Annotated in this window: 13 protein-coding genes; 2 read left to right on the plus strand and 11 right to left on the minus strand. The window is 51.7% G+C overall.

Annotation, left to right across the window (positions count from 1 at the left end; translation table 11 throughout):
- Positions 1 to 76: 76 nt before the first annotated feature.
- The 8 genes from ACMYSO_RS10295 to ACMYSO_RS10330 form a co-directional block, all read right to left on the minus strand.
- Positions 77 to 724 carry a bifunctional 4-hydroxy-2-oxoglutarate aldolase/2-dehydro-3-deoxy-phosphogluconate aldolase gene (locus tag ACMYSO_RS10295; protein WP_434670409.1) on the minus strand — a complete coding sequence of 216 codons (648 nt, stop codon included), beginning with the start codon at positions 722 to 724 and terminating at the stop codon, positions 77 to 79.
- Positions 725 to 770: 46 nt separating this feature from the next.
- Positions 771 to 2,078 carry an MFS transporter gene (locus tag ACMYSO_RS10300; RefSeq protein WP_434670410.1) on the minus strand — a complete coding sequence of 436 codons (1,308 nt, stop codon included), beginning with the start codon at positions 2,076 to 2,078 and terminating at the stop codon, positions 771 to 773.
- A 39-nt stretch (positions 2,079 to 2,117) separates the two neighbouring features.
- Complete coding sequence (locus tag ACMYSO_RS10305) at positions 2,118 to 3,107, minus strand: 2-dehydro-3-deoxygalactonokinase (protein WP_434670411.1); 990 nt, start codon at positions 3,105 to 3,107, stop codon at positions 2,118 to 2,120.
- Positions 3,108 to 3,127: 20 nt separating this feature from the next.
- A complete protein-coding gene (locus ACMYSO_RS10310; protein WP_434670412.1) occupies positions 3,128 to 4,147 on the minus strand; it encodes a 2-dehydro-3-deoxygalactonokinase in 1,020 nt (339 codons plus the stop codon).
- Between the two features lie 113 nt (positions 4,148 to 4,260).
- Positions 4,261 to 5,415, minus strand: coding sequence for an iron-containing alcohol dehydrogenase (locus ACMYSO_RS10315; protein WP_434670414.1), 1,155 nt, complete (start codon positions 5,413 to 5,415; stop codon positions 4,261 to 4,263).
- A 667-nt stretch (positions 5,416 to 6,082) separates the two neighbouring features.
- Complete coding sequence (locus tag ACMYSO_RS10320; RefSeq protein WP_434670415.1) at positions 6,083 to 6,478, minus strand: YidB family protein; 396 nt, start codon at positions 6,476 to 6,478, stop codon at positions 6,083 to 6,085.
- A 48-nt stretch (positions 6,479 to 6,526) separates the two neighbouring features.
- Positions 6,527 to 6,976, minus strand: a complete 450-nt coding sequence (lysM, locus tag ACMYSO_RS10325; protein WP_434670416.1) for a peptidoglycan-binding protein LysM — start codon at positions 6,974 to 6,976, stop codon at positions 6,527 to 6,529.
- Between the two features lie 67 nt (positions 6,977 to 7,043).
- On the minus strand, positions 7,044 to 7,934 hold the full coding sequence (locus ACMYSO_RS10330) for a LysR substrate-binding domain-containing protein (RefSeq protein ID WP_434670418.1): 891 nt from the start codon (positions 7,932 to 7,934) through the stop codon (positions 7,044 to 7,046).
- Between the two features lie 99 nt (positions 7,935 to 8,033).
- Between ACMYSO_RS10330 and ACMYSO_RS10335 the strand changes: the two genes are divergently transcribed.
- The gene (locus ACMYSO_RS10335; protein ID WP_434670419.1) at positions 8,034 to 8,636 is read left to right on the plus strand and encodes a short chain dehydrogenase; all 603 of its coding nucleotides are present in this window, start codon (positions 8,034 to 8,036) and stop codon (positions 8,634 to 8,636) included.
- A gap of 759 nt (positions 8,637 to 9,395) precedes the next feature.
- Complete coding sequence (locus ACMYSO_RS10340; protein WP_434670420.1) at positions 9,396 to 10,799, plus strand: purine-cytosine permease family protein; 1,404 nt, start codon at positions 9,396 to 9,398, stop codon at positions 10,797 to 10,799.
- 184 nt (positions 10,800 to 10,983) lie between these two features.
- Here ACMYSO_RS10340 and argE read toward each other — a convergent pair whose 3' ends face one another.
- From argE to ACMYSO_RS10355, 3 genes are read right to left on the minus strand one after another with little or no spacing between them, the layout of a single operon-like run.
- Positions 10,984 to 12,135: an acetylornithine deacetylase gene (gene argE, locus ACMYSO_RS10345; protein WP_434670421.1), complete on the minus strand. Its 1,152-nt coding sequence runs from the start codon at positions 12,133 to 12,135 to the stop codon at positions 10,984 to 10,986.
- The gene (locus tag ACMYSO_RS10350; protein WP_434670423.1) at positions 12,128 to 12,802 is read right to left on the minus strand and encodes a DUF1028 domain-containing protein; all 675 of its coding nucleotides are present in this window, start codon (positions 12,800 to 12,802) and stop codon (positions 12,128 to 12,130) included. The genes argE and ACMYSO_RS10350 overlap by 8 nt, the downstream gene beginning before the upstream one ends.
- A gap of 9 nt (positions 12,803 to 12,811) precedes the next feature.
- Positions 12,812 to 13,234: a RidA family protein gene (locus ACMYSO_RS10355; RefSeq protein ID WP_123756482.1), complete on the minus strand. Its 423-nt coding sequence runs from the start codon at positions 13,232 to 13,234 to the stop codon at positions 12,812 to 12,814.
- Between the last annotated feature and the right edge of the window lie 17 nt (positions 13,235 to 13,251).

Here is a 13,251-nt window from a genome sequence, read left to right on the forward strand (position 1 = left end):
TAACGAGGTAACGGCAGTGAAAACAGCCACCAGACAAGGGAAAAAAGCCACATACCTGTGGCTTTCCGTGAGACGATTAGCACCGTTTTCCTTCATGGAAGGCCTGAATAAAGGCTTCGGCCTGCCGGGTGATGGCGGTCCAGTCGCCGCCCGAGATCCACGCTTTATTCGTCAGCGCACTGCCTACGCCCACCGCAAATGCGCCAGCTTTGGCAAACGCGTGGGTATTTTCCAACGTTATGCCACCCACCGGGATCAGGGACAGGTTATCGAGTGGCCCCTGCACTTCTTTCATATAATCCACACCCAGGCTATTCGCTGGGAACAGCTTTAGCAAATCCACTCCCAGACGGCACGCCTGTAGAATCTCCGATGGTGTCATAACCGCTGGGATCATCAGACGTTGTTTCTCATGCACCATAGTGACAACGTCCGGATTGAAATCAGGGGACAGGACAAAATCCGCGCCGGCATCCAGTACCAACTGCGCCATAACCGGATTGATTACCGTCCCTGCGCCGACAAACATTTTATCGCCCATCTCCTGCTTCAACGTACTGATGCTTTCCAGATGCCGGGTGGTATTACATGTCACTTCTATCACCCGGATCCCGCCGTCATACAACGCGCGAGCCAGTGGTAAAATCCCTTCAGGCGCGACGCCACGGACGATGGCAATCATCCCGGTCTCTTCAATAGCGCGAATCACTCGATGCTTAATCATGGATAACCTCGTTGGGAAAAATCAGGGAGTTACCTCCCTGATAAGATCAATTTTTCACAGTCACTGGCTCTTTGACGATGAACCAGTAACACAATGCCGCGCAGGCTGCGATAATCCCGCCGCTGGTAAACGCCAGGGTGTAAGAACCCGTGACATCAGCGATAAACCCCGTCACCAATGGTGATAATGAACCGGCAAAGTAACCGCCGAAGTTCTGGATACTGCCCACCGATGCCACCATCGATGCCGGAGCAATATCACCCGGCAATGCCCAACCGGTAGCAGATAGCGCTGAAAGCAGCGCCATGGCAATAACTAACAGAGTCAGGGTTGCAGGCAAGCTGTCCACCATTGGCACCGCAATAACCGCAACCCCCGCTAACAACGCCGAAATACTGATGGTGACGCGTTTGGCTTTTAGTGATTCAGTAATGATTTTTTTATCTACCAGCCATTTCGAGACATATCCGCCGGCAATAGCCCCGACAATGCCCCCGATATACGGAATACTGGCGTAGATACCTAATTCTTTAAACTGAATATTCTGAGTCTTCATTAAATAAAGCGGTAGAAAAGTGGTAAAGATATTCATCATCCATACATAGCAGAACCAACCTAAAATCATTCCCCAGATACAACGATATTTAAATAAACCACCCCAGCTAATCTTTTCTGTCTCGCCGGTGAGTTTTTCAGCAGTACCACCACCGCCCTCTTTAATATAATCAAGCTCGTCTTTGGTAATCTTCGGATGTTTTTCTGGTTGATGGTAAGCAAAGATAAAGAACACCACGAAGACTAAACCAATCGCCCCGGCAATATAAAACAGAGCACGCCAACCGAACGGAACGATAATCGCCACCAGGATCGGTGGAGCGATAGCAGGCCCCCACTTGGATGCTGCATCCCAGAAACCGGTCGCCAGCGCCCGCTCGCTTTTCGGGAACCATGAAGCGGTAATCTTCGCCGCGCCCGGCCAACATGGTGCCTCCGTCACGCCCAGTATGCCGCGAGCAAAAATCAGGGTGACCATACTACTGCACGCACCGGTCAGCATAGTCGCGCCACTCCACAGGGCTACCGCCCAGCCGTAAACTTTCTTCGGCCCGAAACGGTCAACCAGAAACCCCGCAGGTAACTGGCATAGCGCGTACACCAACGCAAATACCGAACCTAATAAACCAATATCGGTATTCGATAAATTAAGATCTTTCATCATGTCCGGCGCAGCGATAGAAAAGCTGGCTCGATCGAGATAATTAATAATACCGCCAATTAACAGGAGGAAAACAACAAACCAGCGTTTACTCCCTCTTTTTTTAGTTACTGCGCTTTCATTAACAATGGTATTCATAAGGCAGTCCTTTTTAGTTTTGTGTAGGGTACTAAGGTCTTAAATAATCTGTCGGCGATGCGCCATTGCAAATAATCCTGCACTAGAGAGTGAACGATTGGCCGGAGCCACGGTGATTTTCCCGTTAAACCATGGGTCATTATCAATTAAGGTAGTAAAGGCAAATTTCAGAGTATCTTTACCGCAGACAACCACATGGGTATCCGGTGTTACGGTGAAGGCCTTACTGTTTTTGACTGCTTGTAAATCATCCTGTAGCACGGCACCGAGAAGTACGTTCGCTTTCTGATTCAAGGTGAGTTCACTGAACATATCCAGAACGCGAATCGAGAAACAGGTACGTGACAGCCCGGTTTGCAAACACTGATTTGCGCCCTGCAGCAGTGCCGGAGCGTCGATCTCCTGGGCAAACTGCAGATTAAGCGAACTGGCAAGGATGGTGTGGCGGGTAATGACATCAAGCAGTTCGCCGCCGATAGTAGTGACGCAGCCTTCAATGCGATTATCAGCATCGATTTTGACAAATTTAGAGTGCGACCCCGGCAAGATAATCAGCGCCGGGCCGGCAATCTTCAGGCTCTCCAGCGCACCGATGGCCTCAGTTTCTTCCCCGCGCATCATGTCCATCAGATCGGCGTTTTCCAGCGTCACTGCCGAACGGTGGTTACGGATACCCGGAACGAACCAGATCGGTTCATCGGTAATCGCCGGCAAGCTCGCGCAGACCATGCCGTCCGCCAGTTCATTCACTCCAACAGGGGCCAGTAAATGTGGAATTTCACACAGTCCCACATTTGAGGTGATCATCCCTGCAGAGAGATAAACAATTTTTTCACCTGCAGGAATATTAGCCTTGCTGCGCGCCTCATGAACGGCATCGCTGACGCCCTTCATTAATATCCCGGTAGTGCCGGAAATCGCAGTATCACGTACGCCGACAGGACGGGTCGCTTCTGCGAGCAGACTCACACCCTGCCAGGCACACACGCGGGTGTTGGTGGTGCCGGTATCAATCGTAATGATGTACATATCTTTTCTCGCTCTTCTTATCACTGTAGGGTGCGAAGAATGCTGGCAATAGCGCTGGCACCGGTGATGGCCAACATATCTATTTGCTCTTCGTCGGAAATAATGCGCAACGCATGATCAATACCTAATTGTTGCTGGATCACGTGCTGATAAATTTCACAGCGGCTGGCGTGACCGATGAGAAAAATATCGCCGTCGAAATGAAATCCCTGAACCTGTGCGTCTGCGAACAATTTGACGTCGTCCCCCGCAATGGCGCTTTCCAGAAATAGTTTCCGGTGGGCTGCAGTCGTCGGGAATGAAAATTGTAAAAAACGTGTCATAAGTATTGTGCGCAGTAATCCACTTTCCGCCACGGAGCGGCAGGCGGCATCAACAATGACGGGGTCGATTTCTGCCGCAGCGGTATCTTCAGAGGAAGTGTCGACGCTGGAAGAGACAAACGTCTGTTTTAAAATTGCCGCATAAACCTGGCCGCTCAATGAGGTAATGCTGCCCGCGATCTGTCCTTGCGCATTAATTGATATCAGTTTGGTGGTTGAACCTAATTCAATCAGGGTACAAGGTAAACGCGGTTGGTATCCCAGCAACACGCCCGCAGCCTGAGTTTCTTCGCCGCGCATTAAGTCAATGCCACGCAGATTTTCCCAGGATGATATCGTCTGGTTTTTAATACCAGGGATCAGCATCACTGGAATATCCAGCGCCAGCAGTTCGTTTTTCGCGAACTGCACCGTGTGTCGGGCCAGTTCGTCAATACTCACTGGCGCGATACGATGAGGAATTTCATACAAACCGAGGTTTGAAGTAATCATCCCCGAGGCAATAATAAATGTAATATCTTGTTGAAATTTACGGTTCCTCTCCAGTAATTTTTGGACACCTTTCACGATGGCTTCTCGTAATACATCATTGTTACCATGGGTAATGGTTGAATTTACCCCCTGGGAAACCATCTCTTTATCAACAATGCCGGCCTCTGCAAATTTCAGCAAATAAATACGCGTTGCAGACGATCCTGAATCAATAACAACAAACATATTCACTCCTTTTTATACCCGTCATACTTCAAATTGCATGAGCGATGACAGTCGATACATAAGCAGCTTGAAGTATGACGAGTATATTTTCCGTTCGCGGCTTGCCGGATTAGTTACAGGCTGCGTTGCAAAATATCGCGTAATGTCTGAGAGTCAGGCACCCGCGGGTTATTTTCCATTACCACTTTCATCGTGGTTTGTACGTTATTAATAATCCAGTCGAAATGCTCCTCTTTCACTCCCAGCTCAGTGAGTGAAGGCAGCATGTTGACAGATTTAAGGAAATCGGTGACCGCTTGAACGCTGCTATAAGCCGCTTCTTCGGTATTCATTCCACGCGTGTCAACACCCATTGCTGCCGCAATAGCGGCGAATTTCTCCGGCGCGGCCGACCAGGTGTATGCCATAAAGGCCGGATAGACGGCGGCAATGCCTTCGGCGTGAACCACATCCAACAGGCCACCCATCGGGTGCTGTAGCGCATGCGGTAACGTGGTACCTGCGCAGTCGATAGCCATACCGGCCAAGGTACTGGCGAATGTGACCTGCTCCCATGCCGCCAGATCGGTGACGTCGGCATAGACGCGCGGCAAGTTTTTCGCCAGTAGGGTAATGGCACGCAGCGACAGCATTTCGCTAAATGGATGAGCATTGCGCGAGATATACGATTCCAGAGCGTGGAACAAAACATCTGCACCCGGTCCAGCGATCACACGCTTTGGCAAGGTCAGCATTAGTTCCGGGTCAACAATAGAGGCCACGGGATAAATCAACGGGTTAACCAATCCTTTTTTGTCATGAGTTTCCGGATTGGTAAATACAGCAGTACGGTTAGCTTCGCTACCAGTCCCGGCCGTCGTCGGCACCAGAATAATCGGGAGCGCATGCTCGGCGACTTTTTTGCCAAACACATAATCCCAGATACTGCCTTCGTTGAGGGCGCAAAACGCAATGCCTTTCGCCATGTCCATTGCGCTACCGCCACCGATACCAATCACTAGATCGCAGTTTTCCTGCCTCGCCAGTCTTGCCCCCGCTTCAACCAAGGTTGAAAGCGGGTTTTGCATAAATTCGTCATACACCGCGAAGGTTATACCGACCGCTGTGAGCGCCTGCTGGGCACGTTCCAGTTGCCCGGTAGGTTTAGTGCTGTCAGATACCACCAGCAGCACCTTCTTCCCGTACTGCTGTGCAACAGTACCGAGTTGACCAAATTTGCCTGGACCGACATGTAACCTGACCGGGTTGTTGTAGATAAAATCAGCCATGTTTTTTTCCTTTTTGTCCGCATATGCGGATCATGTTCGAATGTGTGATTATTGTGTGTGTTTTTCACCCACCAGACAACCTGTTTTGTTGGAACAATGAGTGAAGTCACACTTTTTTTTCAGGAGTGCGGTTTGGGTGGTTTTTTAGTGATTAACGAATATTTCACCCGGGATAAAATATAACGAGGAATTTTCAATAGTTATTGAAATTATTTTTCCATTATTTTCATTTATACAAACAATACACACTGAGGAGACAGAATAGCCCTCTGTATATTTACTGTTTGGTAATCATTTAACCACTGCTATAGATAAAGACCTGGAGCCTGATAGCGTGCCCTGGCCCTCATGGATATATTTATAACCGCCCAGAACACATCCATATATATTGATATAATGGTTCAATCGGAAAGGATGCCATATTCATGGTGAATATAAAAACCTGTCATATTGAAGTGACCGCACTCCGGTAGACAGATTTCTGATCCCACACCGAGCCGTACAGATATTTCAGCGATGAAATAGCCCCGCCAGGTAACCTGGCCGGACAGCTTCTTTCTTACATTCAGGGGTAAAACGTGATATGCCCATAGACTCCCTCTATGCTCAAACTATAGGGTGGATTTGTCTATGGGCCTGGAGATGCTGCAGTTGCGCGTGATGACACTTAACCGAAAAGCTTACCTTTAAGCAGGTTCATGCCTTCAGACAACAGATCCTGCTGGGCAGAATCCTTGCCGTTAGGTGATAAGCCATCAACGATTTTAGGCAGATAGTCAGAAATCAACGATGATGCCGTTTGCGGGTCGATCCCAAGTTTTGCCCCAAGCTCCTGTAGTGTAGACGATCCGAAAATCGATGCGACCTGGTCGCTGGACACGGGAATATTACTCTGCTGGCCGAGCCATGATTCAACGATCTCCCCCAAGCCGCCGCTGCGGAATTTTTCGATGATCCCCTCAATTCCTCCCTGTTGCTGAATCCAGGTCATTATTGCCTGCAACTGCTCCGCTTTACCGACCTGCCCGCCAAGCAGGCCGCCAATTTGATCAAGTAGTCCCATTACCGACTCCGTAACAATAAATTGCGTATTAACACCCGTTGTCCCGCCTTACTTATTCGGGATAATCAGCACCTGTCCCGGATAAATCTTGTCGGGGTGCTTTAACATGGGTTTGTTGGCTTCAAAAATCCGCTGATAGTCATTCGCGGAGCCATACACAGTCTTAGCAATAGCACTTAGCGTATCGCCGGATTTCACGGTGTAGTAGCGGCTTTCCGTGCTGTTCAGCGCCACGTTAACGTTGTCGCTGACCTGGGCAATACCGGTGACATTTCCGACCGCTACCATGATTTTTTCCTTATCTTCCTGCGAGTCGACATCGCCAACCACCGTCGCGGTGCCATCTTCGGCTACGGTGATACTAACCTTATCCGCTCCGGGGAGATTAAGCGCATCAATATGCTTTTTCAGCTTATCCGCTCTGTTTTCCTTATCCCCGCCCGAGACGGCATCCCAGATTTTCTCACCCGCTTCTTTCACAAAACTCAATAAACTCATACTACCTCCTTTCAGTAGAACTTACGTATGAAGACCGAGCATTAAGACCATGTTGTATGGTAGTAGTTCACAAATAGTGCGATCCCCCATTCAGAACGTGTTCCACAAAGCGAGTCAGCTTCGGTAACGGGCGCAAATCCTGGCGCCAGAGCAGATGAACCGGTCGTGATTGAGGCGTGTATGCTTCCAGTACCCGAACCAATTTGCCACTGGCCAGCGCCTCGCTCAGCAGCACTTCCGGTTGGAGCAACAGCCCGGCACCGGCTATCGCCGCCATTCGCAGGCCGTGCCCGTCGTTACAACGCAGAATGGCCTCGCGCTTCCAGTGCACCGCATCCTGTTCGCCCGGCAATATCCACTCGTTGCGCGCGGTCCATACCGTGTGGGACAGACAGCAATGGCTGGCCAAATCCGCCGGGGTCACCGGCGTACCGTAGCGAGCCAGATAATCAGGCGCGGCACAAATCACCATCCGGTAAGGACACAGATATTTCGCCACCAGATCGCTGTGGTGAATCTCACCAATCCGGATCGCCAGATCGATGCCTTCATCTATCAGATCAACCATTCGGTTAGTCAGGTCCAGTTCAATGCGCACATCTGGCCACGCCTGTAAAAAAGCGGCGGTAAGCGGCGCAATTGCGCAGGCGCCAAAAGAGGTTGGCGCGCTAATGCGCAGCGTCCCGGCGGGCGCCAGCCGCAACCGTTCGACCGAACGTTCGGCAATGGCGACCTGTTCCACGACCCGCCGGGCTTCCTCATAATAGACCCGTCCGGCATCGGTCAGGCTCTGACGGCGGGTATTACGCTCAAGCAGTCGGGTGCCGAGCTGGCGCTCGATGTTGGCGACGTATTTCCCGACCATCACCGCCGACATCTCCAGCCGCGATGCTGCATCGGTGAAACTGCCGCATTCCACGACGGAGATAAAGATCTCCATGCCGCGCAGCTTATCCATATTGCAAACCCCTGGTTAGTAATCATCTAACTTTTAGCCAGTTTATCCGATTCCTGTTTCATTAAAGAATAGAGGCTCACCACAGATAAGGAGCCAGCCATGAAAATCATCGTTATCGGAGCCAGCGGTTCCATCGGACAGGCGGTCAGTGAAGCACTGAGTCACCAACATGACGTGATTCGCGTGGGTCGTACCCACGGCGATTTCCAGGTTGATATCACCTCGCAGTCAAGCGTCGAGGCGTTGTTTGAAAACGTCGGCCAGGTCGATGCCATCGTCTCGGCCACCGGCAATCTGTTCTTTGGCCCACTGGCGACCATGACCGACCAGGATTTCAATCAAGGTTTGCAGGATAAGCTGCTGGGGCAAATCCGTCTCGCGCTGACCGGACAACACTACCTGAATGACGGCGGCTCGATTACCCTGGTCAGCGGGATTGTGGCTCAAGAACCGATTGCCCAGGGCGTCAACGCCACCACGGTGAACGCCGGGCTGGAAGGGTTTGTCCGCGCCGCCGCCTGCGAACTACCGCGCGGGATCCGCATTAACCTGATAAGCCCCACTGTACTGACGGAATCGCTCTCGGCCTATGACAGTTTTTTCCCCGGCTTCGACAGCGTTCCCGCCACAACCGTCGCCCAGGCCTATCGCCGTAGCGTGGAAGGGGTGCAGACCGGGCGGATCTACACCGTCGGCTACTGATTCACACCATCACCGGGAGCGACTGCCGGCCGGACGCTCCCGGCTGCCAGGCCGCTTTTACCCCCCCAGGCTAAACAGAACATGTTTAAATATTGATCCGCTGCACACTCTCACTAAATAGCGCGGAGTGTGAGCGCCTTCGCATTCTTAATTTCCGCTGCCGCTTTCTGGCTCAATCCCACCTTTTCCATTAACAAATTAACCCATTGATTTAATTAAAAATAACAATCTTCGTGTTTAATAATTATTGTACAAATACCCCTCCACAAATTCCCCACAAAATAACCAGGCCTTTTATACAGTGGCGAGCAACCAATCATTCCAGACAGTTTTCACTCTGCCGGAGTTTTATCTGCCTGAAAATAACCTTCCAGCGAGTTAATTATTAAATCTCCGCTTACATAGCAGAAATCGCTAAAAAATGGTTTTGCCGGTTTATTCGCCCCGTTGAATCAGGCGCCAGGACAGAGGTAAAGCATTTTTTTTATATCGACGTTAGACATTTTTAATAATTTCTTAAATGCTGCTAGATTGTGACAATAGTAAACGAAATGTTATGATGAGTAGATTAGCTGTACTCCTCATTGGAATATCCATCTATACCCTAAATAATTCGAGTTGCAGGCAGGCGGCGACGCAAAGAATCCCCGGGAACTTACTGAAGTAAGTGACTGGGGTGAACGAGTAACGCCAACGCCCATACAACTTGAAGTATGACGGGTATAACGCTGACTTAGCCTCGCAGTGATGAGAGAGCCCATGACTAAACATCAATCAGTGCCTGTTGAAAATCTTGAAAGTAATACCATAAGACCTATTCCCCTTAATATGCGACACGGTAAACCCAGCGATCTTTTTACCATTTGGTTTGGTTCTAATATCATGCTGCTCACCGTTATTACCGGTGCCATGTCCGTCACTATTTTCCATCTTTCTTTTTTCTGGTCAGTGATTGCATTACTTATCGGCAGTCTGGTTGGCGGCCTGTTTATGGCGCTGCATTCTGCTCAGGGGCCAAAGCTGGGCGTGCCGCAAATGGTGCAAACCAAAGGTCAGTTCGGCTCCTATGGTTCCGTGCTGGTGGTATCGATAGTCGTCTTAATGTATATCGGTTTTACCGCCTCCAGCCTGGTATTAGGCGGGCAGTCGATGCATGCTATTTATAAACCGATGAACTCAGATATCGGTATTATTGTGGTGGGTGCGCTCAGCTTATTCGCCACCATTTTTGGTTATAAAATCATCCACTCTTACGCCAGAATCATGTCGTGGATTTCAGGGATTGTGCTGGCGGCGACCTTTTTATGGATCGTCTTTGTACACGGCCTGCCGGTCGATTTTCTCGATCGCGGAGGCTTTAACGGCGTCGGCTTCCTCGGGGCCGTCTCCATTGCCGCGCTGTGGCAGCTGGCCTACGCCCCGTATGTCTCTGACTACTCACGCTATATGCCCTACAGCACCAACGACAAGAGCGTGTTTTACGCCAGCTATTTTGGCTGTATTTTAGGCTCTTATCTGCCGATGATCCTCGGGGTACTGGTCGCCACCTGCATTGGTAATGATGATATTATTCAAGGCATTATCGACCTCACCGGCGGCATGGGTGCGGTGGTGATTGTGGTTCTGGCCTTAGGGATCGCCGCCACCAACTCGATGATGCTCTACTGCGGCGTGCTCTGTACGCTGACCCTCGGCCAGACCTTTATTGATGGCTGGTCGCCGATGGCGCGGGCCAGAATCATTACCGCCATTCTGACGATGCTCCTCGAAATCGCGCTGGCAATTTATGGTCAGGAAAACTTCTTATTAATCTATACCAACTTTATTACCGTGCTGCTGTATGTGCTGGTGCCGTGGACCGCCATTAACCTTGTGGATTATTATCTGGTGGCCCATGGTGAATATGATGTTGAATCGTTCTTCAAACGCGACGGTGGGGTTTATGGTTATTTTAATGCAACCGCTATCTTCTGTTATTTATTAGGTATTGCGGTGGAAGTGCCGTTTATGTCAACGGCGATTTATACTGGACCGATTGCGCTGTCATTCGGCGGGGCTGATTTATCCTGGATTATTGGCCTGCTGGTGGTTTCTCCTGTCTATTACACGCTCTCGAAAGCGAAGACCGTCAAGAAGATGGCTTTTGCTAAAGAGAAAGCTTAAGCAATACATTCCCTCAGTGTTTATTCCTGACTCCGGATACCCTCCGGAGTTTTTTTTGCCCACGGTTTCCCACAACCAGCAAAATATGGCACGAGGAAATATCCCGCGCTAAACGATAAAAAGAGGGAAAAAAAAGCGCCCAATAATGGGCGCTTTATCGTCATCGTCATCGTCATCGTCATCGTCAGGATACGGCCATCCAGTGGCGCAGGTTATCCAGCATTGTCAGGCATTGTTCCAGTTGAGTCAGGGCAATAAACTCATCGGGCTTATGCCCCTGCTCCATACTTCCCGGTCCACAGATCATCGTCGCCACGCCCGCCTCGTCAAACAGACCGCCTTCGGTACCAAATGCGACGGTAGCAAAGTCATCATTACCCGCCCACTGCGCCAGCCAACCGGCAAACGCCGACTGCGGGTCGCTCAACAGGCCTGGGTACTGGCTGAGGGGATGAAAGCGAATGGTGGCGTCTTCCGCCACCGCACGCATCGCCGGCACCAGTTCTTCTTCAGCATAGGCCTGCAGCCCGGCAAGGGTTTCGTCGAGGGAGACATCCGGCAAATGGCGAATTTCAAAATCGAACTGGCAACGTTCAGGCACGATATTCAGCGCCGCGCCGCCGCCGATCAGCCCCACCTGCACCGTGCTGTACGGCGGGTCGAAACGCGCATCCTGGCGCAGCGCCAGCTTTTCACCCAGCACGCCTAAACGGGTTATCAGCTTCGCCGCATACTCGATGGCATTCACCCCTTCCGGGGCATAGGCCGAATGACAGGCCTTGCCGTGAATATGGCAGCGCATCGCTAACTTGCCTTTATGACCGTATACCGGACGCATTCCGGTGGGCTCGCCGATAATACACAGTGCGGGCTTCTCCGCTGATGCTTTCAGATGATTGACCAGGCTCCGGACGCCGAGGCAGCCCACCTCCTCATCATATGAGAAGGCGAGATGCAGCGGCATGGTCAATGGCTGGGCGAGAAACGCGGGCACGGAGGCCAGAACGCAGGCGATAAAGCCCTTCATATCGCTGCTGCCACGGCCGTAGCACAAGCCGTCGCGGAGGGTCAGTTCAAAAGGTGGGACCGTCCAGTGCTGCCCGTCAACCGGGACCACATCGGTATGGCCGGAGAGCATCACCCCCCCCGGCCCCGAGGGCCCCAGGCGAGCATAGAGATTCGCCTTTTTGCCCTCCTCATCAAAAAACAGCCGGGATTCAATGCCAAAACCGCTCAGAAAGCGGTTTATGTAGTCGATCATTGCCAGATTAGATTCGCGACTGGTGGTATCAAAAGCCAGTAGCGTTGCCAGTATCGTTGTGGCCTGATTATTCATCGCCTGGAACTCCGTAACTGGGGGCCTCCCGCGGGTCGAGCGCGCGCGTGATATAGGCCTGCATCTGCGGTTCATACGCCTGCCAGAGCGTGGAAAGTTCCCCGATGGGGTCGTCATCGCTCCAGTCCACCCGCAGGTCGACCAGCGGCCATGAATAGTCGTCCACCACTTTTACTGCCGCAGAATGTACCGGGCCAGCCTCACCGCCGCAGGCCAGTCCGGCCTGCAGGGCGGCAATCAGCCGCATCGCCATTTCGCCTTCGCTACGCTCGAATCCGCTCACCATCGCCTCAACAACCGACGGGCTGGCCAGCATATTGCCCCCCGCGATGCAGCTCTGCCCTTCAGCAACATGGTAAATTCCGAGGGTTTTATCCCCGCTGAACGAGGCGGTCTTACCGTTAGCATCGATGGCGATAATTTGCCGATAGCGACTGAAATCATCCTCTGCCAGCGCACGGCGCAGCGCCTTCTCAGGTTCAACGCCCTGCTCCAGCTGGGCCAGGGCGATCTGCCCCAGCGCCGGGAGGGTAATATTCTGACTGGACACCGCCCCTACGCCGGCCTGGAGCCACGGGCAACGCGCGCCGACGGCAATACTGGAAGAACTAATGGCAATACCAAACTGCCCGCTCTCCGGGCAATAAGCAGCAATAGAAAAGGTCATGGTGGCTCCTTATTTCACGTAGTCATCGGGGATCACGGCAATCACATCGATCTCCATCAGCCATTGCGGCTGAGCCAGCGCGGAAATCACCAGTCCGGTGGAGATCGGGAAAACCCCCTTCAGCCACTTGCCCACTTCCTGATACACCGGCTCGCGGTAGCGCGGATCAATAATATAGGTGGTGGTCTTCACGATATGCGACAGCTCGCTCCCGGCCTCTTCCAGCAGCTGTTTAACGTTTTTCATCGCCTGCTCGGCCTGGGCCTGCGGATCGCCAAGCCCAACCAGATTCCCGGAGAAATCGGTCCCCACCTGACCACGAACATAAACGGTATTGCCGGCGCGAACCGCCTGGCATAAATCGTTATCCAGGCTCTGATTCGGGTAGGTCTCTTTGGTGTTAAACATGCGAATACGGGTATGTGTTGGCATCTTGTTTATCCTGTTCA

The organism is Klebsiella sp. B345 (assembly GCF_051131735.1).
Taxonomy (GTDB): Bacteria; Pseudomonadota; Gammaproteobacteria; order Enterobacterales; family Enterobacteriaceae; genus Klebsiella.